Source organism: Paraburkholderia sp. PGU19, from assembly GCF_013426915.1.
Taxonomy (GTDB): domain Bacteria; phylum Pseudomonadota; class Gammaproteobacteria; order Burkholderiales; family Burkholderiaceae; genus Paraburkholderia.
In genome coordinates, this window is sequence record NZ_AP023183.1 from 364,704 (window position 1) to 386,216 (window position 21,513).

A 21,513-nucleotide genomic window follows, 5' to 3' on the forward strand; every position below is an offset into this window, starting at 1 on the left:
AGCGACTTGGAATGGCTATTTGACACGTACAAGCGAACGATGAGGGTTTTGGTCTCCTGGTTGTATGGATCGGACGAGGACTCGCAACGAGCAGGGTTCGCAAAAAACGTTCGCCAAGGTGCCTGCCAGATCGTGACGTACGAGGGCAAACGATGCGGATTTGTGCACTGGGAGGTCGAACCGGATCTCGTATGGCTGAGGATGCTTTGTATCGTGCCGGATATGCAACTCAAGTCGATCGGCAGTCAAGTGATGGCGAAGGTTAGCTGCGCTACAAGGTCAGCCTGCGTGATGTGTTGAGATGATCGCCGAGCGTGGCCTGTCGCTGGCCCACACGACGATTCTGCGTAGGGTGGAACGCTACACGCCGGAGTTCGTCAAACGCTGGGACCGTTTCGGCACGCCTGCGGGTGCGTCGTGGCGCGTCGACGAAACTTACGTAAAAATCCGCGGCAAATGGATCTATCTTTATCGGGCAGTAGATCGGGTGGGGCAGACGGTTGATTTCCTGCTCAGGCCGAAACGTGACGTGAAGGTCGGCCAAAGCCTTCTTTAGCAAGGCCATCATACATCAGGGCAAGCCGCCACAAACCCTCACCCTCGATCGCTATGCCGCCTCACACCATGCCGTGCGGGAGATGAGGGCGGAAGGCCCGCTACAGGAGGACACGAAGATCCGGTCGTCGAAATATCTCAACAACTTGATCGAGCAGGACCATCGCGACATCAAGTCCCGGACCAATGTCATGCTCGGCTTCAAACGGTTCAGGAACGCCGCGATCACGCTCGGAGGCACTGAGCTGATGTATCGCATTCGAAAAAGTCAATTCATTCTCGCGAAGCTCGGTCTCAAAGATACTACTGCGCCCGCCGTCTGGAATGCTGTCCTGTCTGCCCGATAAGAAATCCTTTCTATTCGAACCGTCTCTTCCAGACCGCCTATTTGCACCAGATCCCTTACGAGGTGCGCGTCGCACTAGTCGTTGTCACGCCGCCGTTCACGGCGACAACAGCGTCGCGGGACTTTCGCAAATGAGGCGGCACAGTCCGCGAAAGCCCCACTATCAACTTGCGCTCTAGTGACCGCTGTCGGCGCTACATTGTGGCAGGTGACCACAGGTGGCCCATCCCGGGCGAGTCGAATTTCCGCTCACAGTGGCGCCCCCGGATACACCACCATATCCGGACGTGCCGGGAGAGGCGCTCGTCGAGGTGTTGGCGCTGCTAGAGGTCGATACCGATTGCGCATCTTGCTGCCCTGCCATGTCCTGGGCTTGCACTGCGCCTGCTAACGAGAGTGCGCCCAGGAACGCTGCAGACGTGAGAAACGTGGTCTTCATGACTTACTCCTTTACGACATCAGGTTTCAGTTTTTGCGACCGCTTTGACATAAGCACGGGTGAAGGGGCTGGCATGCGCCAGAGGACAGACGCTGCCGGCGATTCTGCCCGTTGCCGGAACCCGTTGCGGCGACGATATTCGTGGCCTTGGCCTTCGACCGGGTTCTGGGAGAAACAATTAACGCGGCAAAACCGCGACTGGCGTTCGAGGGGACAAATGCACCTGAAGAACTGCCTGAGGGCCTGTAAGCCCGGTGCGTGAAAAGGATGCGCACAACATAACCCTATGTCAGCGTCCGGAAAATACACTAAGCCTTTCGTCATAGGACGGCTCGCGAACTGGACACGCGACAAGACATCACCGGGCATGCTGCGTATTGCGGGGCAATTGCTCGTGATGGAGCGTCATTGGGGTCTCCGACCTCGAAGCCGTGACTGTTGCCGCAGATGGATCGACATGCCCGAATATTTCGCGCAGCAAAACGGAGCAATTCCCTTGAAATGATCACCCGTTTGTTCGACACAGGTCTGCATGTGGCTTACTTCTGCACGTTATTGGGAATTACGATCAGCTGCGGCACATTCGAATTGGCCAGTGACCAAATGAGCGACAGTAATCAACCTACGGCCGTCCAGCCGAACGCAATATTGATCAGCAAGATAGCCATTCGACTCGCGTGTTGTCGGTGACGAGTACACAGTGAAACCGCGTCATAATGGCCAGCATTCTCCCGCACACACGTTTGGAACGGACTAGTGTAGATGTAGATGCCGTTTGCAACGAGGATAGTAGCAGCGGTAATGCTCGCTGGGATAAATTGCTTCATGTTCGTTATCCCTACAATTTTCTCTGCTGCGAGTTGCTTCTTGTGGGACATTCTTACACCGAGCATCCGGCTGCGCGTGATACTTTCGGGCCAACTCTTGCCCTGTGAGCAGCCATATCTCCCTCCGTTCGCAATGACGCAGCTAACCGCGTGTGGAGGACAAATCTCGCTCCCGAATGTACGTTAGACGGCAACCATCGCCGCATGAGCGCATGGCAGCGTCGAAAAGTCTTTGCTGCCGGCCGCTACTCTCGCTACCTTTGAGTCATACGAACACCGCTGCGTGTTCCTGGCAACACGCTGGCGGATCGGCGATGGACCACTCCAGGGGCGGCAAATATGCATATCTTTTTCGCTGGGCCGGCCGGGCTATTTCGCGAGAGCGTCGCACGTCTGCTCGGCGATCTGCTCCCCGGCGCCGAGGTCGGGATCGCAGACTACGCCGCCTCGGGGTCTGAAGTCAGGTTAGCCGCCGACCTGCTCGTGCTGGATGGCGATCACGTGAGTGAAGCACTCGAGGCCGTCGGCGCGGCACGTCGCAGCAACCACGCCCTGCCGATCGTCGTGCTGCTGACGACGCTCGATCTCCGGTTTGTCGAGAGTTTCATCGCCGCCGGTGCGGGGGGGTGTGTCGACAAATCGGATTCCGCGGAAGTGCTACGAGGCGCGCTGCGTCTGGTGATGGCGGGTGGCATATACCTGCCCCCCACGCTGTTCAGTTTCGTGGTGAACGGGCACGAACCATCCGCAGATACGTCGACGAAGTCGAATGCAGTGCCGCAAGACAGTGCCTGTGCGCTGACTCCGCGACAAATCGAGGTACTGGCGCTCGCCGCGCGCGGAGACTCCAACAAGGCGATCGCACGCCACCTCAATATTGCCGAGGGAACGGTCAAGGCACATCTGTACTCCGCTTACAAGGCGCTCAAGGTCGGTAGCCGAAGCCAGGCGAGCATAGCTGCGATGAGGCTGAAAGAGGTCAGCGACGAACAGCTTCATCAGGCACTAAGTGGTCAGTTGTCGGTGGGAAGGCTGCTGGCCCGTATGACGCGTAGTCATTTCAGGTCAGGCGAAGTGCTGTTTCGCAAGGGTGATCGGAGCGATGCGATCTATTACATTGTCCGCGGCAAATTCAGTCTGCCGGAGATCGGCATCGAAGTGGGGCCCGGTGCGATCCTTGGGGAGATCGGATTGTTCTCGGCTGACCATCGCCGCATGTGTACAGCGCGCTGCGACAGCGACAGCGAACTGCTTTCGGCTTCGGCAACGGATGCCATGCGGCTCTACTACCAGGATCCCGAGTTTGCAACCTATTTGACATGTCTCATTACGCGCCGGCTGCACCCCGACACGCGGTGACCGCCCAACACCACTGACAACGCTCTCACGCGATATTTCTGCGCGTTCGCGCCCGGAGTAAAAGTGTCCAGACAGGGGTAATCGTTCGAATCGTGCAAAATCTGGCGGTAATAGGTTGCAAAGTCGCTTATAGCAAGGCAGCGCGACTTCGCGATTTTTGCAAACCGCCAGATTTTGCACGATTCGAACGATTACCCCAATCCGCGCAGCGCTGACGTAGACCCGTGACTACCCAAACTATTGCTGTGGCCGATCAGTGGTGCATGGCGGGCGACGCCGGGGATAGCGAGTGCGGCGAGACTTGACATAAAAACCGTTGGTCTCGACGCGCACAGACGGGGACCGCTTGCCCGTACTGGGAGGAGGGCAGTGAACCGGGACGCGCATGTTGCAATCCCGCTTCACCACCTCATTGCCGACGACGACTATATAAGTCCCCTTACGACTAGGTATAGTGCCGGGCGCGGACTTCAGCCGCTGCAGCGAGTGCTTCCCGATAAGCAGTTCTTTTGGCCTTGGCCTCTGCCTTCATTTGCTCGCGGTTCTCGCGGCTCTTGTGGTATGTCTTCGATTCGATGAAAAGTCGCAGGCTCCCACCAGTGACGGAACCGAGGTTGCGCAGGACGGGAGGTTGATTCGGATCGACCCACAGGATCTGCTGCAGCTCGTTGGTGACCGGGTCCACCCAGCTGATGTATCCGCCAGGCAGAACCTGCCGGGGGTCTTCACCGCTCCCGTGAAGCTATAACGCGCGTCGGGAGTGACATCGGGGTCGTAATAGTGCGGCGTAATGAAATCGGACACGGCTATACCATCGATCGTGTAAGTGTACGGATCGGCTTCGCATGGGTCACAGGCTTCGACCAGATATTCGAAGCGGCCCGTCCCATCCTGGAGTTTGCCGTCGACGATCTCTATCGCATTCGAGGTCTGTAGCCGGTTGCCATTCGGGTCGATGAGCATTTCAATGGTTTCGTGACTCGCATCGACTGCCCACTCGTCGCTGCCAGGCGTAACGATCACCTTCGCGTACGGCTGGTTATGGCGCGTCATATGGAAGCCGCCTTCGTCGGGAGGCAGGGTTTTGACGAGCTGCACAGGCCACACGCCCTGCGGGATCTTTTTATGGTCGGCGAGGTATGAGACAGAGGCACTCACCGGCCAATACTTTGGCAGGTCCCGCGTCACCTGAACATTCAGCGCCGCGGCAACCGCGGCCATCGTTTGCGTATCGACCGTGCCCGTCGTGTCGACGAGCCCAACTTTCGTTGCCAACATAATTGCCTCCTGTACATCCGCTCGGATGATACGAACAGCCATGTCGGGCGGATCTCCGCCCGGTGTTTCCGCATTGTCCTTTCGAAAGGCGGCGGGCGCTGCGGGCCAATGCGACTGCGGTAGCCGGCGGCAGACGGGCGAGATTTCTCCAGCGCTGCGCGCCTACCTGTAAGCTGACTCGTTCGATCAGCGGGTTGCGTATGGGATCGGTGAACACGGTTTTGCCGATCTGCCAGTCGTGGGCAGCATTGCCCGTTGCGACCTGCCAGTTCATCGTGTGCGGGTCGATCTGAGCCGCGCTGTTCGACTCGAGCATCTCTTCGTCGACGAAGGTGCCGACCGCATCGTCGATAAGAAACTGAAGATCGGCCGTCTCCGTCATGTCGAGTACCGGGTAATACACTTCCGACACGATTCCACGGTACCTGGCGAAATAGATTTGCGAAGCGGGATTGAGCACGGTGCTGAGAAAGGATTTCTGCGCTGGTCCGTGCATCGCTGCTATAACCGGACTGCCGAAGGCTTCTCCCACAATCGTCGCGTGGGCGAGGCTGACCCGCAATGCAGTGACTGCCGTAGTTGCTGCACGACGCATTGTTGTAAGTCTCATCGCGTCATGTCCTCGAATCGCCATACCCTCGCACTGCCCATCGGTTCAATGCCTTCCGCAAGAAGTCAGCTGACTGATCACGTTACGCCCAGAGACGGACGTTTCCTTTCGATAGAACGAAGAGCGAGTTGAGCATTTGAAGCCCCGCCTCGGCACAGTGGCCGATACTGCCGCAGGACCAACATCCGCGAACATCCGGATTCGAAGGCGACATTTTCGGGGGGATCGTTCCTGTGTTCGGAACTTGGGCCAGGAAGGTCTTGCAGCTACATGGCAAGCTACCGTTTATCGGCTGCATCGGCTGGGATGTGACCGTTGACTTCGGCGAGGGCGTAAAAGTACTGGAATGGAACGCGGAGCAAAACGATGTGAACTTCGGAGAGGCCACACAGGGACCGTGCTTCGCCGACGTCGGATGGAGCATCTCCTTACAAAGGCTGCCTTCCGTGCCCCGCGAAGCTCGGCCTCAAAGATATCACTGCGCCCGCCGTCTGGAGTGCTGTCCTGTCTGCTCGATAAGAAATCCTTTCTATCTGAACCGTCTCTTCCAGATGGCCTATTTGCACCGGAACCCTGCTTCACACCGTCGACAAGGCAACCTTCAGAAGACGTACGGTTCAAAAATCAAATGCACAAATCCTGGTCGTTGCACTGGCTATTCAGACGATTCCAATCTTCAAACTTGCGACGAGTTTGACTACTTTGCTGCGCGCAGGAAGTTCAGCGAGCGAAACGTGTTCAATGACATTGAATGGTTTGTCCGGATAGCGGGGTATACGCTGGCCAAAGAGCATGATGCAACTACCAGCGTCATGGCGACGGGAACCGTAAACGATACCTTGAGTCTCCGGGCTTTGGTCAAATGCTGCCTGTGCCCACTGTCGGGCCTGCGGGTAAAAGGCTGGCATAGCTTCGATCAACCGATGTCGCTCCAGTCACAGTGCAGGTAGATACGGACTATGAAAGCTCACACAATGGATCGGATCATCGAATGCGATGCGAGCAATCCGGTCCTGCCAGAATCCTTTTCCGTTTGCATCGGGTTGTGGATGTGCCGAGCCGGCTTTGCACATACACGACGGTATTTCACGATGACCATCGAACTCGCCGCGGCAGCAGACAGGTTCAGCGCGAGTAGCTCCCAGTAGCCGCGGCGTGCGCAGGTAGATCGAGATCCCGCGGAAGGCAAGCGGATAGTGCACGCGTTTGAGCACCTTCGCCAACAGCCCGGATTCCTGCTTCATCTATCAAATCGTTCGACTCGTTGCCTGCAGATGCGTAACAGGTCACCTTGGTGAGACAGAACCTTTCACAGCGCGGTGACTTGATTGGTTCTCAAGTCAACCGAATAGGTCTCCCGTAATAAGGAAGTGCGCTCAACAATTTATGAGAAAGATAATCACTCTTTTTGCGCCTGGGGCCGAATTGCGAAGTGCTTTCAACCGCCGGTCATTTTTTATTGAAGAGAATGAGCGGTGCATCAGTTACCGGTAAAAAGTATACACATCGAGTGGCTTTTTTATAAGGCGAAATTCCGGGGCTCCGAATAACAATTTGCTTGCACAACCATAATCCGCTTTTCCCCGCCACGCCTTGATTCACGTCACTGACATGCGCAAACGTTAAACTCTGCTGGCTGATGGACAGGAACGCTCAGCACAAGCAGCTCCAATTTTTAGATCAGGGGTAACAGAACAGATCTGGGAAGTTCAGTTCAGGAGCAGAGATCTCAAATCTGTTTGTCTTCTGGAGATACGAAATGAAGAAATGCAGGCTGACTCAGTCTGGTATCACATTAGGATTACTAACCGCCTCAATACTCTTTCCAACCCTTCAAGCAGACGCGGCACCTCAAGGCAACATGGAACTGCTGCCGACCGGCCAGTTCATCTCCCCCAGAGCCATTCCGGGCGCCGTCCAGCAGTTGCTGAACCCGCAAATATCGGCCAAGCCAGGCCAGGTAGTCAGCGGCGCCATCAAGTCGCAGCTCAGCCCGGACGGCAACACACTGGCCGTGATCACGGCTGGCTACAACACCGTCTACACCGGCGCCAGCAACAGCACGCTGGACCAGGCTGACTCGACCCAGTACATCTTCATCTACGACGTGTCGGGCACGAACAAGGCCAATCCGAAGCTGGTGCAGGCAATTCACCAGAACAACGCGTTCGATGGTCTCGCCTGGAACGGTAACCAGACCCTGTACGGCACCGGCGGCGCCGACGACAGGGTCTATGTGTACAACCGCGCTTCGGCTGCCCCGTCGGCCCAATGGTCCCAGACCTCGGCCATCGCGCTGAACCACACCAGGGGCATTGGTTCGGGCGTGAAGCCGAACGCCGGCGGCCTGGCTGTTTCCGCTGACGGCCGGAACCTGGTCGTTGCCAACAACTACAACGATTCGATCTCGATCATCGACACGACCTCGAACACGCTCGTGTCGGAATACGATCTGCGTCCATTCAACACGTCGGGACGGCAAGGCGTCGCCGGTGGCGAATATCCGTGGGCGGTTTCGCTGAAGGCCGACGGCACCGCGTTCATCTCGTCGGTGCGTGACCGTGAAGTCGTGGTGCTGAACGTGGCGAACCCGGCCGCGCCGCAATTCATCACGCGCATTCCGGTGAAGGGCAATGCGTACGGCATGGCCCTCTCGCCGGACCAGTCGAAGCTCTACGTCGCCGTGTCGAACGCCGACCAGATCGCCGTCATCGATACCGCCAACCACAACGTTGAGAAGACGATCGACATCGCCAGCCAGTCCGGCGACGGTAACGACCAGGGCAGCGGCAACAACAAGAAGTACGGCGGCCGCGATACGGTCAACGTGACCGTTTCGAAGGACGGCAAGACCCTGTATGCCGTCAACAACGGCGACAACTCGATCGCCGTGATCTCGCTCGATGGTAATAACGGCTATCATGTCAACGGTCTGATCCCGACTGCCTATGCGCCGAAGGACATTACGCTGAGCGCCGATGGCTCGCAGATGTACATCATCAACGGCAAGTCGGTCACTGGTCCGAACCCCCTCTACACCTCGGGTACCAGGGCACAGTACCAGTTCGGCCTGGAGCAGGGCAGCCTCGTCAGCGCCCCGGTCCCGGCGGGTGATGTGCTTGCCCGGCTGACCACCCAGGTGGACGAAAACAATCACTATTCGGTGAAGGAATCGGATAGCGATCGCGAGACCATGAATTTCCTGCGCGCCCGCATCAGGCACGTGATCTACGTCGTCAAGGAAAACCGCACGTACGACCAGATCCTCGGCGACCTCGGCAACGGCTCGAACGGCGATCCGACGCTGACGATGTTCGGCAAGGCCACCACGCCGAACTTCCACAACATCGCTGGCAACTTCGTCACGCTCGACAACTTCACCGATCCGGGCGACGGTTCGATGGACGGCTGGTCGTGGGTGCAGCACGCACACGTCACGCCGACCGAGGAAGTTTCGCAGCAGGAGAACTACGCTGGCGTCAGCCGTGGCATGGCGTACGAATCCGAAGGCTCCAACCGCGGTCTGCCGGTTGGCCTCCCCGGCACCGCCATGCGCGACTTCGCGACAAACGGCAGTTTCTCCGGCGCTACGTCGTCGCTACCGGGCGGCGCGGCCAACGCGCTGCCGGGCATCGCCGACGTGACAGTGCCGGATGCGCCGTTCGGCTATCAGAAGGCGAGCATCTACGACGCGGTTCTGCAAGCAGGTGGTGCGGTCCGCAACTACGGCGGCATGGTCAACAACGTTGGCTCGATCGGCACGATCGCCAACCCGCTGCTCAACCCGGCCGCTGGCAACATCGTCCAGGCCCACCCGCTCAAGCCGTCCCTCGTGAACCTGACGGACCCGTACTACCGCGGCTTCGACCAGGCCTATCCGGACACCTTCCGCGAACTCGAATGGAACCGCGAGTTCCAGCAGTACGTCGCGAATGGCCAGCTCCCGTCGTTTGAATTGGTCCGCATGGGCTCCGACCATACCGGCAGCTTTGCTCAGAACGTCGGCCAGATGGGTTCGGCTGAACAGCAAGAAGCCGACAACGACTTCGCAGTCGGCAAGCTGGTCGAGACGGTCGCGCACAGCCCGTATGCGAAGGACACCCTGATCGTGGTGGTCGAGGATGACTCGCAAGCCGGTTCCGATCACGTCGACTCGCACCGCTCGACGGCTTACGTCGTCGGCGCGTACGTGAAGAAACACGCCATCGTCAGCACCGCCTACAGCCAGGTCAACGCGCTCCGTACCATGGAAGACGTGCTCGGTACCCAGCACATGGGCCTGAACACGGCCTACGCCAAGCCGATGGCCGACCTGTTCGACACCAGGTCGGACGGTTCGTGGACGTACACAGCCGTTGCTTCGACGATCCTGAAGGGCACGAACGTGGGCAACGTGGCTAGCGGCACCGACGGCAACCAGTTTGCCCAAGGTGAGGACATTCATCCGCTGCATGACGCGACGTACTGGGCGAACGCGACGAAGGACTTCGACTTCTCCAGGGAAGATCGTATTCCGCCGGAACTGTTCAACCGTGTGCAATGGAAGGGCGTGATGGGCGACAAGCCGTATCCCGTCCCGCACTCGATCTACTCGAAGGTCGCGGCTGACGGTTCGAAGACGGTCGCTGCGGTCGACGACGACGACGATTAAGCGGGTCGTGGCGTTGTCCGGCCTGAGCGCGTCGCACAGTCTGCATTGCCTGATGCGCGAGATCCGAAGTAGCCAGTCACGGCGGGCGGTTGTCGATATCGACGGCCGCCCACCGACTTTCTCACTACCCCATACAGCAATAAGCAGCACCGCGTGAAACCGAGAATGTCGAATGCTCCTTGCCGACCCGAAATCAGGCACTGATCGACAAATCCCGTGTGCGCGGAACGTACCCGTGGTTGCCTCAGGTGTGTCAGCGAGACGCCTTCTTGCGGGTGGATTCACCCAGCAACGACTTCGTTTCTTCCGACGGCGATGCGGTGAGAATGCTTTCAAAGCTGTCCATCAGGCTCGACACCGCATAGTTCGGAGACCAAAGCTTTCCTGAATCGCCACCGTCCCGGCTCGCCTCCCATGCGGCCAGCGCAGCGTTGCCGTAAATGCCGACCAGCGAAAGCCGCTGATCCACGATCGCCGCAGGAATATGGGGAAGCAGCTTTCGCAGTAGCGCATTGCAACGCTGATAGCCCTTGTTCCACTTGTTTTCCAGTGCCTCACGCAGGAACGCGCGATTGTTCAGCTGCAAGTTGGCGATCATGCGGATATAGGTCGCGTGGCCCGTGCGGTCTGCCAGCCCAAGCATCGGAAGGAGCAGGGCGCCCAGCACCGCCCGTACGGTCATCCCACCCTCCGCCTCCAGACTGTCGAGCCGTGCCTGACGGTCTTCATCGATGAGCTGCGCGCCGTCGACGACCAGTTCACGTGCCAATTCGAGCTTGTTGCCGAAGTAGTAGCGCAACGACGCGCTGTTTCGCTGCTCGGCCGCACTGATGATGTCCTGAACGGACACACCGTCGAGACCGCGCAGTGCGAATAGCCGTTGGGCTTCCGCTTTCAGGCGCGTTCGGGTCTCGGCTCCATCCGAACGAAGGGTTTTCCCTAGTGTCGTCATTACTTTACCATGTCGAGTTAATTAACTAAACTGAGTTAACTAACTCAGTTGGAGAAACTAGTATGAGAATTGTAGTCGTTGGTGGAGGCATTGGGGGATTGACGACGGCGTTAGCGCTTCTGCGTCATGGAATCGAGCCGATTGTACTGGAGCGTGCTCCGCAATTGACCGAGGTGGGCGCTGGCGTTCAGATCGCGGCGAACGGCACCATCGTGTTGCGGGAGTTGGGGTTGGAACCGGCTCTGGCCGAGATCGCGACGGTGCCGGAGCGGTTCGACTACCTCGAACTGTCGACGGGGCGTCTGTTGTACGTCGCGCCGCTCGGCAAGGAAGCGCATGCGCGTTACGGTGCGCTGCTCTACAACGTCCATCGTGCGGATCTGATCGATTTGCTCGCGAGAGCTTTGCCACCCAACGTGGTTCGGCTCGGGGCGGAGTGCGCATCGGTTTCTCAGGACGAAGACGGCGCGTATGTCACGCTGCAAAACGGCGAAGTGATCCGCGGCGACGCGGTGATTGGCGCGGACGGCATTCACTCTGCGGTGCGTACTGCCCTGCGCGGACCCGAGGAAAAGCAGTTCGCCAACATTCTGATGTGGCGCTCGCTCATTCCCGCCGACCGGCTTGCCGGGTTGAGGTTGCCGGTGGCTGGAAACAACTGGTTCGGCGTGGGGAGAAACATCGTTTCCTACTGGGTTCGCAAAGATCTCTACAGCATTCTTGCCTCGGTGCCTGCCACTGAGGTGAGCCGTGAGTCGTGGACGCAGTCCGGCGACGTCAATCAGTTGCGCCGCTCCTTCGAGGGTGCCGAGCCGATTGTTCAGAAGATGCTGGAAGCGGTGGACTCGGCGTTCATTACGGGGATGTACCACCGCGATCCGATCGAACACTGGAGTACCGGACGGATTGCGTTGCTCGGCGACGCTGCCCATGCGATGGTGCCGTATCTCGCGCAAGGCGCCTGCCAGGCAATCGAAGATGCGTGGGTCCTGGCGAGCTGTCTCCAGCGACATGGTTCGGCCGGAGTCCAGGGCGCGCTCGCCGAATATGAACGGCGTCGACAGCCGCGTACCACGCGAATTCAGGCGGGAGCGCGCTTTGTCGTCGACTGGGCACATGAGCCCGACGAGGCGCGTGTGCGCCAGCGTAACGGACGTCTCAAAGGACTCGCGCGCATCGATCCGCTGGCCGAAGCATCGTGGTCGTTCGCCTGGGGGCACAACATTCTCGAAGCGGCAAAGCTGCCGCCAGGCGAGGTGGTCGGATTGAGTGCCGCACGGGAAGGAAAGCGGATGGAGCGTCCCGAGAGTCAGCGAGCGTTCGACCTCTGGAAGGGCGTCTTCACTCCGGACGATATCGCGCGTGGCGACCGCGGACAACGTGCTGCCTACGAGCGATTCCTTCTGCAGCAGTTCCCCGCGCCCGCAAGCACGGAAGTGACGGAAGTCGATCTTCACGGAGCCAGTTCGTTGCGCGTGCTTGCAGCGGGAGCAGGGCGCAACGCCACCGTATTGCATTTCCACGGTGGTGGCTACGTATTGGGTTCGGCGAGAAGCTCGGTTGAATACGCGAGCCGTCTTTCGCGCGCGCTGAATGGACCGTGCTATACGGTCGACTATCGCCTTGCGCCGGAACATTCCTATCCGGCAGCCATTGACGACGCATTCAGTGCGTACCGTGGCTTGCTTGCTTCCGGTGTCGATGCGTCGACGGTATTCCTGAGCGGCGAATCTTCTGGTGGGGGCTGGCTCTGGCTCTCGCGGCTGCATTGCGTCGAGCGGGTCTGCCGTTGCCAGCGGGTGTCATTGCCATCTGCCCGCTAACCGACCTCACGCTCGGCGGCCCGTCCGTTCTGGCGAACTCGGGAGACGACCCCGCTGCGAATCGCGAGACACTGTCCAACCTGGTGGCGTCATACTTCCAGGGTCATGAGCCGACCGATCCGATGGTGTCGCCTTTGTTCGCCGATCTCACCGACCTTCCCCCCGTGTTCATTTCCGCTGTGCGCAAGGAGGTACTGGAAAGCGATACGACACGCTTTTCCGAGCGCGCGAAGGCGGCGGGCGCAAGCGTGAACTTGAAGATGGTGGCCGATTCCGTTCACGTCTACACGCTTTTCCCATTCTTGCCGGAAGCCGCGGAAACCCTTGAAGAGATCGGACAGTGGGGTCGCCAGTTGCTCCGGAAATAGAGCGTCGCATTGCGATTTGCCGATACGACATCCTCCCTGGCTGCCTTGGCTCAGGCACATCTTGCGTTCAGTCGCGGGCGGCGTTCGTCCCGCGACGAACGCAAACCGTTCCACGAAGAGAATTGACATGAACGCAACATCGACGCATAGTCTGGTTGACCTGCCGCGCCATCTATCTGTGCCGCAGACATCGCTATATGCAAATCTCGAAGCAACTGCAAACCGCTACCCGGAGCGGGCAGCGATCCATTACTACGGCAGTACTATCAGCTACAGGCAATTGCGCGAGGAAGTCGACGCAATGGCCGGATTCTTGCGACAGAACTGCGGCATCGTACGGGGTGACCGCGTCGTCCTGTATATGCAGAACAGTCCGCAGTTCGTCGTTGCCTTCTATGCCATTTTGCGCTCCGATGCAGTAGTCGTTCCCGTCAATCCGATGAACCAGTGCTCTGAACTTCAACACATAGTCGAAGACAGCGGTGCCAGAGTCGCACTGGTTGGCGATGAACTCGTGACAAACGTACAGTCGCTATCCGGGCGCCATCTGGACTATGTGATCCGGGCGCGTTATGGCGATTATTTGCGCGTCCAGACGGATCTGCCGTTTCCCGATGTGCTGAATCCGCGCGAAGCACGTACCGATGCGGATGCCGGCTTCGTCGACTGGAACCACGCACTCGCTCGCGCATGCGTTGCGCGCAATCACCAGGCGAGGCCCGAAGATCTGGCCGTGATTCCGTACACGTCCGGCACGACCGGACGCCCCAAAGGATGCATCCACACGCATCGCAGCGTAATGTATTCGACGCTCGCATGTGCCGAAGGGTCGAAGACTCACAATGAAAGCGTGGTTCTGTGCTCCGTTCCTTTGTTTCATGTCACTGGCATGCAGAACTGCATGAACATGCCCATCCTCACGGCCGCGACTATGGTGATAATGACCCGATGGGATGCAAAGTGCGCCGCGCATCTGATTGAACGTCAACACGTCAGCACGTGGATTACGGTTCCGACGATGCTGGTCGACCTGCTGAATCTGGAAGATGTCGGTAGTTTCGATTTGCGTTCTGTGGCGTATCTGAGCGGCGGCGGTGCCGCGATGCCACAGGTTGTTGCGCACCAGCTCCAGCAGCGGTGGGGCATCCCCTATATAGAAGGTTATGGGCTGACCGAAACGATGGCGGCGACCCACATCAATCCGCCGGAGAACAGCAAGCAGCAGTGCATGGGCGTTCCCATTTTCGACACGCATTCAGTCGTCGTCGATCCCGACACACTGAGGCCTCTCGGCGCAGGAGAAACCGGTGAGATCCTGGTCAGCGGACCTCAGGTGTTCGACGGATACTGGCAAGCGTCCGAAGCAACACTGGATGCGTTCGCTCTGATCGACGGAAAGCGATACTTGCGCACGGGAGACCTCGGTTACGCAGACGAGGATGGATATTTCTTCATCGTCGACCGGCTGAAGCGAATGATTAATGCGTCGGGCTACAAGGTCTGGCCCGCAGAAGTAGAGGCGATGCTTTTCGAGCATCCGGCAGTGCAGGAGGCCTGTGTCATCGCGACGCGCGATTCGCGTCGAGGCGAATCAGTGAAAGCCGTCGTCGTGCTTCGGCACGGCCAGCGCGCGACAGAGGAAGAAATCATCTCGTGGGCCCGAGGACGTATGGCGTCCTATAAGGTTCCGCGTGTCGTTCAGTTCGCTGAGCGTTTGCCTCGTACCGCGAGCGGAAAAATCCAGTGGCGACTGCTGCAAGAAGATGAAATGCGGGGGTCTCGGTGACCAAAAAAAGAAACCTGATCTGAGGGTTTCCTTTCAGTGATTTAACGTTGCAAGCTGAAATCTGAAGGGGCGAGTTTCATAGTTCGTCCCTGCTCGGGCCATGACGAGACGCTGATCGTGCACGTCGGAAAGGATGGGCGAGGTGGATCGGCGTTCAATCCGCGGATGCGTGCGCTCGTCGCTCGTCACTTCGGAAAGTGTTGACCTAGAATATAAGGATGGTCGCGACCCAATAAGGAGGCTGCCATGACTCAGTCCATGATCTACTTCGTTGTCGGCTTGACGGTCTTATTGGTCGCAGGGTTCATGGTGGCGCAACGGTACAGGCGCGATCACCCAGAAGAGGGGATGGCCCAGTGGCTTGATTTGCACCATATGGGTTGGCTGCACCGGCACAAACATTGATGCCGCATCGCACATTGAAAAGCCCGCATCAAACGGTTACGCCGCCGAGGAGCGCACCATGACCCTCACGCTCACGTCGCAAGCCTTCCGACAGAGCGGCGAGATTCCCGTGCAGAATATCTGTGAGGGCGCCGATGGTCGGGACGACGGCGCATACGGCGGTGGCAATCTCGGCTACAAGCAACGTTACAAGGAGGGCTACTTCCCGGTACCACCCCATGCATGCTGCAGGAGATCCGCTCGGAGATCGCGCTGACGCTTCAGCAGGCGGGCGTCCAGATCGAAGTGCATCACCACGAAGTCGCGACCGCCGGACAGAACGAGATCGACATGCGCTTTGCGACGCTCACCCGCATGGCCGACAACGTGATGATCTATAAGTACATCTGCAAGAACGTTGCGCGTCGGCACGGCAAGGTGGCCACCTTCATGCCGAAACCACTGTTTGCCGACAACGCGAACGGCATGCATTGTCACCAGAGCCTGTGGAAAGACGAACTGAATCCCCACCATGGCGCACATCTTCTTCGCTGCTTCGATTCAACGACATATCGCAACGCCCGAGCGCGAGATCGAAGCGCGCACGCTCGGCGAAGCGCTCGAGGCCCGTTACGCTGACCCATACTTGAATCGGATTTATCAGCAAAAGTCGGAAGTTGTGCAAACCCGGACGACTTTTTCTGTTCTAAATCAACGAGGAGAGGGTGTGATTTCGTCTCACCGTGAGACTGACGACGACAACCTACGACGTAATCGAACTGCTCATGTCCGCCGGACTTAATAAGATGGTCGATGAATTCTTCTACGTTGGAAGCACCGATGTCTGAGATGACGTTGCCGAGCGCTGAATACCGGCGAAGGTCTCTGTAGAACTCCGTGTACTCAGCTGCGTTGTACTGATGGACCGGCAGACCATAGGCCGACGCATCGAGATTGCTGCGTTCTACTGACAGGATCTCGCCACCAGTTCGCGGATGAATCAGGCAACCCGCAATGGTGCTTTTGCCGACGCCGCCGAAGTTATGGATGATCAGGATCTTCTTGCCGCTCATTTGACTGCCTTTCAGAATTGGTTATCACGCCCGTGGGGATGGTCCCCGCCTTTAGCCCTTCGACATATGCAAGCACGGCCTCCCGGTTCTCAGGGGAAAACGGGTCCCAGTGAATCATCTTGCTCCGTACGCGCGGCTCGTCTTCGACCGAAACTAGTACAACATCCCGCAAATATCTTGAATAATTAAACGATTTGGCTATTATGCCGGGATGAGTCGAGGCCGTCACGCAACGTCAGTGAAGCTGACGAAGAAAGAAAAAGAGAAACTCCTGTCGCTGATCGCACAGAAGACGGCCCCGCAGCGGGATGTGATGCGGGCTCGGATTGCGTTGTGGGCACATGAGGGACACTCGAATACCGTGATTGCGCGAGAGCTCGGTGTATCGGTGCAGACGGTCAGCACGTGGCGCAAGCGCATTGCGCGGCAAGGCGCACAGGGCATTCGAGAAGGTGAGCGCAGTGGCCGTCCGCCGCGCATTGCGCAGGAAACACGACTGCAATTGATTGCGTTGGCATGCGAGGCGCAGGAACCGCAGGGGCGGGTCACGCCGACGCTCGACGAGATTGTGGCGCGCGCAATCGAGCGCGGCATCGTCGAACAGATCAGCCGTAGCCATGTTCAGCGGATCTTGCAGGCCGGCGACGTGCGCCCCCACCGGGTCCAGCAATGGCTACACAGTCCCGACCCCGCCTTTCGGGAGAAGGTCAATGTGATTTGCAAGCTGTATCGCAAGGCGCCCAAAAACGCGGTGGTGCTCAGCATCGACGAGAAGACCGGAATTCAGGCCGTCGAGCGCAAGCATTCGGGGCGTGCGCCGGCGCCGGGACGGCTGCGTCGTCGGGAGTTTGAATATATCCGCCATGGCACCCAGGCGTTGATTGCCGCGCTGGATGTGCATGCCGGAAAGGTGCTGGCAGAGTGCCGCGAGCGGCGTACCCAGGACGATCTGGTAGCCTTCATGGAGCGCGTGGCTGCTGCGTACCCGGGCAAGCAGGTGCACGTGGTTTGGGACAACCTGAACACGCATCGCGCCCAGGCCGTCTGGCAGGCGTTCAATGCGCGACACGGCAGGCGGTTTCACTTCCACTTCACGCCGTTGCACGCGAGTTGGGTCAATCAGATCGAACTATGGTTTGCGCGCTACACGCGCCGGGTATTGCGCCATGCCAGCCATACCAGCACCGCGCACCTGCGCGAGCGCACCGGGCAGTTTGTCCGTGAGCATAATCAGGCAGCGCGGCCCTTCAAATGGAGTTTCCGGGGCTATCCGCTACAAACCGGCGCAACGTAATCGAGGGGACCGACGTGCCAGCCATACCCACCAAACATTACGCGGCCGAACTTCAGCGTCAACTACGCACCTTGCTCGGCCATGAGCAAATCGTTACGCAAGCCTACGGGCATCACCTGCTAATCAAACGTCTGGACGATGAGGAACCGACTGTTGTGGCGCGCCTCACCGGGCTCGGCCGCAATCGTTATGGCGCCGCCTTCCGTACCCACAACGGACGATGGGAACCGCTGCCCGGAACCGGTTCGCTCGAGGAGATGGCCGACGTCGTCGTCACGCTCCTGCACCCGTATTTACAGCCCGATAATTATTAAAGCCAATTACGGGATGTTGTACTAGCCGAGGTCCCTCTCGTGTACCCCGATCATAGTTAGAGTCCGGTGTGCCAGATGGGTCGAAAGCACGGGTGTTTTCGCTGCCATTCGCGGAGCCGTCGAGATGAGTGTCGTTTGCAAGTGCCCGACCGCCAACAGGACGCTGATCGCCAACCACGGGCTGGGGTTCTGACGGTTGCGAACTGGGGCTTGAGGCGCGCAGCTCGGGACGCTGCCCGACGCTTGCGTCAGTAAGCCCGACTTCGCGCGCATGCAGGGTTTGGCTCGATGCCTTGGCGCTCGGCGGGTCCGACGATTGTTGAGCCGAGACGTCGCTGCTGTATCGGTGGCCGGCTTGCCGCTGTGTACGGATGTCTGGCCGGCTGAGGCGCGCTGATCGTTGTTCGTCGGGCCTCGGGTGCTAAAGCGATACCCGTCGGGATGGCACTTGAAGTACTGGTAGACGGCGCTCGCCGTTACGTGAACGTTATTTAGCTTCAAGAAATTGGCGATGCGCTGCCCGCTGACGCCGCGGGATCGCAGAAGACGAATGTCGGCATCGTAGGCGCCAATCTTCGAGCGGCTCGCGGCGTGCTCCGATGCAAGGAATTCTTCAGCGTTCATCTTTACCGCCTTGTTAGCAATGTTCTGTCCACGCTGAAGTTTGAGCCATGGTCAGCGGGCTCTCTGTCGCAAAAGCTCTCTCATTTCCCGCCACATTCAACAAAGCAAACGCCAAGGCTTTGCAAAGCGCTTGTGAAGGATGTGTAAAGCTATGTGAAGCTCGAGCAAAGTAAGAAACAACGAGGTGCGAAGTATGTGTGAAGGTCGGTAACAGCGAAAGTGAATGATGCGGGCAGTAAATATGAAGGACGGATACAGCGAGGCATGAAGGGAAGGTGTAGCGAGGGTGAAGGGCATGAACAGCACACGCGAAGATTGTGTACAGCTTGCACCAAGGGTGTGAACAGTAAGAGTAAAGATAGCGTGCAGTAGGTTTGAAGGAGGGCTACAGCAAAGAGTGAACAGCGTGTCCAGTAAGTGCGAAGGCTTGTGCAGTAAGCGTTAAGGAGATGCAAAGTAAGTGTTGAGAAAGTCAGGAGGAGGGTCTTTGGGTTAGGAGAAGAACAGCGGACTGGCGGTCGTGCAAAGGGACAAGGATTGCTAAGCAGATCCCGGTTTGGGGCACTAATGAGACTTGCGAAGCGCGGGCGACTATGCTCTACTTCGATCCATCGCTGCTTCGAGGTGTGGAACCCGAGAGCGACAAAGAATTACACCGCGCCGCGGTTAAGCGGCAGCTGCACATTCCGTACTCGCACGGAACACCCATCAAAGATTCCGCGGAGCTATCCGCGCGAACTCGTTTTCTGCAGTCGACGCCCTCACGGGCGTTTTTTTCAGCCCATAGCGAATCCCCGACAGATCCCCACAGAGGCAAGGCGCAAACCCTTGACGAGTGCGGCCGAGCGGGATGTTTGCCTCAACCGTCGTACGACATACGCGTTGGGGAAAACGTGGCCGATTCGCAAGAACCGTAGGCGTAACCGTTCGATGGCGGACGGACTATTCACTGGTCGCGAAAGCGTCGGGGTGAGTGGGGTCGCCTTGCCCGCCAGCCATGGCAGGGAAGATCAAACACTGGAGATACGTGCGCTATCTCCGACCGTTCCTCACTCGAGGAATGGAAGCGCACAGGATTGGCTCCCCTTCAAGGGGCCGGCGCCTGGTCGAGTACCAGGTAACCTCGTGACCGTAAGGGCGAGGCGTGAGCGGAGTTTTGAGAGGTCAGGCTACCGCCGGAATGCACATTTTTACGACAGACCGACCTTTTCACATTGTGATATGCGGGAGTCCGGCTGCCTTCTCCCGGGTGCATGCGACACGTGCACCGAGCCACCACCGATATGCGAGGTTGGATGTGGTGATTGGCTGGTTTTGATGCGAACCGGATGAGTAGCCCGGGCGAATGTCCCACACAGGACAGGGCGCGCATTTCACATTATGGAAGAGGCTATGGCTAAGGACGAACGTAGTTTTGGCGAAGGTAGTAGTGACGCGGCAGGCGGGGGCAACCCGAAACGAAGGGGTGGAAGGCTCAGCTGCAAGAGATCATCGAGGAGAATGGTCACAAGCGCGTGAACGGCAAGGTGGCCGCGCACCGCACGAGGCAGCACAACGCGGAAGTGCTGTTCGTCGTATTCAAGACGCTGCACCAGAAGCTGAACCTGCCGATCTATCCGCGCAACATTGCGGAGCGGCACGTCAAGACGCTGGTGCGTTACTGGTACACGGAAGTCAGGGCGGCTGCGACGATGCGCAACGAGCTTTCTGTGCTGCGGAAGTTCGCGCGGTGGATCGGCAAGCCGAATCTCGTCAAGACGCTGGAAGAGTATCTGCCGGATGCAAGCCCTGATCGCATCAAGGTCAGCGCAACGGCGAGGGTCACGAAGTCGTGGAGCGCGAACGGTATCGACGTGGAAAAGAAACTCGAGGAAGCATTTGCCATCGACGACCGGTTCGGGATGATGCTCGCGATGCAACTGGCGTTCGGGCTTCGCCGCAAGGAAGCGGTCCTCATTCAGCCGTGGGTATCCGACCAGCGGGATCTCGGGAAGGATTTGCTCATTGTCTATCGCGGAGCGAAGGGCGGTAAGCAGCAGTCGATCACGATTGAGTTCGAGTTCCAGACCGCCGTGTTGGATATGGTCAAAGAGCGTGTTGGCAAGCGTGACAGCCTCGGGTGGAAGCGGACGATCCGCGGGGAAAACGCAACGCTCGAAAAGAACATTGACCGCTACGAGTACAGCATGCAGAAACTCGGCATCTCAAAGGCGAACTGCTCGGTGTGCGGGCACGGCATGCGGGCGGAGTACGCAGAAAACTGCGCGCTGCTCGAAGGTTTCACACCGGCAACGCTCGGCGGCGTCGGCGACGAGTATTCGCCAGATGAGATGAGGGTCCGGAAGAAACGGGTGAGCGAGCGTCTCGGGCACAGCCGTCCGCAGATCATGAACGCTTATTACGGTTCCACGGCAGCGGCGCAAAAAGCGGCGGCGGGAAAAGCGGCCTCCCAGAAAGCTGAAACGGACGGTAGGAATGCTGAGGCCGGCCCGGCAACTGAAGCGAGCGACCCGCTGGTAGAATCCGTCCGCGCCGCCAGCGACTCGGCTTCGAACGGGAGCGCTGTCGCAACGACCACCGCGGAAACCAGTGCGCCACGGTGGAAGCGCGTGCACTCGGGTGTGTTCGCCAACTACTACGAGACTGCGCCGGCCGGCAGGAAGCATCCGGACGATCTTGAGAGTATCCCTGCTCATGAGAAAGCGGAAGCAGAGTGCGGCTGATGCGAAACGCCCGGGAGGCGGCGCGGCGAAAGGTCCCTCGATTGACGAAAGGCAACTGCGTCTTCCGTTGAAGGATCGTCTTAACAGGTTGCTGAAGTACCCATCAG

Annotated in this window: 11 protein-coding genes and 4 pseudogenes; 11 read left to right on the top strand and 4 right to left on the bottom strand. The window is 58.7% G+C overall.

Annotation, left to right across the window (positions count from 1 at the left end; genetic code table 11):
• Window positions 1-266: 266 nt before the first annotated feature.
• Window positions 267-902, top strand: a pseudogene (locus H1204_RS48675) (IS6 family transposase); the annotation flags it as partial.
• Window positions 903-2,506: 1,604 nt separating this feature from the next.
• Entirely contained in the window at window positions 2,507-3,526 is a 1,020-nt protein-coding gene (locus H1204_RS48680) for a LuxR C-terminal-related transcriptional regulator (protein WP_180736914.1), read from the top strand.
• 1,123 nt (window positions 3,527-4,649) lie between these two features.
• Here H1204_RS48680 and H1204_RS52880 read toward each other — a convergent pair.
• The 3 genes from H1204_RS52880 to H1204_RS48700 form a co-directional block, all read right to left on the bottom strand.
• Complete coding sequence (locus H1204_RS52880; RefSeq protein ID WP_274608323.1) at window positions 4,650-5,366, bottom strand: hypothetical protein; 717 nt, start codon at window positions 5,364-5,366, stop codon at window positions 4,650-4,652.
• A gap of 707 nt (window positions 5,367-6,073) precedes the next feature.
• Entirely contained in the window at window positions 6,074-6,334 is a 261-nt protein-coding gene (locus H1204_RS48695) for an RES domain-containing protein (RefSeq protein ID WP_180736915.1), read from the bottom strand.
• 15 nt (window positions 6,335-6,349) lie between these two features.
• Window positions 6,350-6,658: a hypothetical protein gene (locus tag H1204_RS48700; RefSeq protein WP_180736916.1), complete on the bottom strand. Its 309-nt coding sequence runs from the start codon at window positions 6,656-6,658 to the stop codon at window positions 6,350-6,352.
• Between the two features lie 617 nt (window positions 6,659-7,275).
• On the opposite strand from H1204_RS48700, the gene H1204_RS48705 reads away from it, so the two are divergent.
• Window positions 7,276-10,065, top strand: coding sequence for a bifunctional YncE family protein/alkaline phosphatase family protein (locus tag H1204_RS48705; RefSeq protein WP_243469215.1), 2,790 nt, complete (start codon window positions 7,276-7,278; stop codon window positions 10,063-10,065).
• A 253-nt stretch (window positions 10,066-10,318) separates the two neighbouring features.
• Here the strand turns inward: H1204_RS48705 and H1204_RS48710 are convergent, their stop codons facing one another.
• A complete protein-coding gene (locus H1204_RS48710) occupies window positions 10,319-11,017 on the bottom strand; it encodes a TetR/AcrR family transcriptional regulator (RefSeq protein ID WP_274608320.1) in 699 nt (232 codons plus the stop codon).
• A 62-nt stretch (window positions 11,018-11,079) separates the two neighbouring features.
• Here H1204_RS48710 and H1204_RS48715 point away from each other — a divergent pair.
• The 8 genes and pseudogenes from H1204_RS48715 to H1204_RS48750 all read left to right on the top strand — a co-directional run bounded on the left by H1204_RS48715 (window position 11,080) and on the right by H1204_RS48750 (window position 21,406).
• Window positions 11,080-13,208 (top strand): annotated as a pseudogene (locus H1204_RS48715) (alpha/beta hydrolase fold domain-containing protein).
• Between the two features lie 127 nt (window positions 13,209-13,335).
• Entirely contained in the window at window positions 13,336-14,994 is a 1,659-nt protein-coding gene (locus H1204_RS48720) for a long-chain-fatty-acid--CoA ligase (RefSeq protein ID WP_180736919.1), read from the top strand.
• Window positions 14,995-15,240: 246 nt separating this feature from the next.
• Complete coding sequence (locus tag H1204_RS48725; RefSeq protein WP_180736920.1) at window positions 15,241-15,399, top strand: hypothetical protein; 159 nt, start codon at window positions 15,241-15,243, stop codon at window positions 15,397-15,399.
• A gap of 136 nt (window positions 15,400-15,535) precedes the next feature.
• A pseudogene (locus tag H1204_RS48730) lies at window positions 15,536-15,894 on the top strand (type I glutamate--ammonia ligase); the annotation flags it as partial.
• A 16-nt stretch (window positions 15,895-15,910) separates the two neighbouring features.
• Window positions 15,911-16,012 (top strand): annotated as a pseudogene (locus H1204_RS52415) (MoaD/ThiS family protein); the annotation flags it as partial.
• 650 nt (window positions 16,013-16,662) lie between these two features.
• Entirely contained in the window at window positions 16,663-17,745 is a 1,083-nt protein-coding gene (locus H1204_RS48740; RefSeq protein ID WP_180736921.1) for an IS630 family transposase, read from the top strand.
• Between the two features lie 14 nt (window positions 17,746-17,759).
• Complete coding sequence (locus tag H1204_RS48745; protein WP_180735494.1) at window positions 17,760-18,059, top strand: hypothetical protein; 300 nt, start codon at window positions 17,760-17,762, stop codon at window positions 18,057-18,059.
• A 2,315-nt stretch (window positions 18,060-20,374) separates the two neighbouring features.
• A complete protein-coding gene (locus H1204_RS48750) occupies window positions 20,375-21,406 on the top strand; it encodes an integrase domain-containing protein (RefSeq protein ID WP_243469216.1) in 1,032 nt (343 codons plus the stop codon).
• Window positions 21,407-21,513: the final 107 nt, after the last annotated feature.